General features: G+C 66.6%; 1 protein-coding gene. It reads left to right on the top strand.

Going from position 1 to position 380, the window contains the following annotated elements; translation table 11 throughout:
- Positions 1-282, top strand: a 282-nt coding sequence (locus HUA74_RS45285) for a thioesterase family protein (protein ID WP_305794713.1), incomplete at its 5' end; no start/stop codon positions are given.
- Positions 283-380: the final 98 nt, after the last annotated feature.

The raw sequence follows: 380 nt of genomic DNA, 5'->3' as shown, positions 1-380 counted from the left end.
GTGGTGGGCGACATGATGGCGCAGTACAAGTCCGAGGCCTTCTACGGCGAGACCCTGCGCGTGGACATGGTGCCGGACGACTTCAACAAATACGGCTTCGACCTGGTCTTCCGCCTGCAGGACAAGGCCACGGGCCGTGAAGTGGCGCGCGGCAAGACCGGTGTCGTGTTCCTGTCGGCCGACAACTTCGGCCAGGGCCGCAAAACGGTGGCGCCGCCGCCGGCCAGCTTCGCCGAGCGGCTGGAGAAGGCTCGGACGGGGACTTTGCCTGGCCTTGCTTGATTGAGGCTCGGGTGTGCTGGGCCGTTCGCTTCTTGGGGGCTGAGCGAGGTCAGAGGCTTGGGGGGATCGTTCTCCTGCCCACGCTCGCGGGGCATCAC

The sequence above is a fragment of the Myxococcus sp. CA051A genome (assembly GCF_013336705.1).
Taxonomy (GTDB): Bacteria; Myxococcota; Myxococcia; order Myxococcales; family Myxococcaceae; genus Myxococcus; species Myxococcus llanfairpwllgwyngyllgogerychwyrndrobwllllantysiliogogogochensis.
This window is presented reverse-complemented; position numbering and strand designations above follow the sequence as displayed.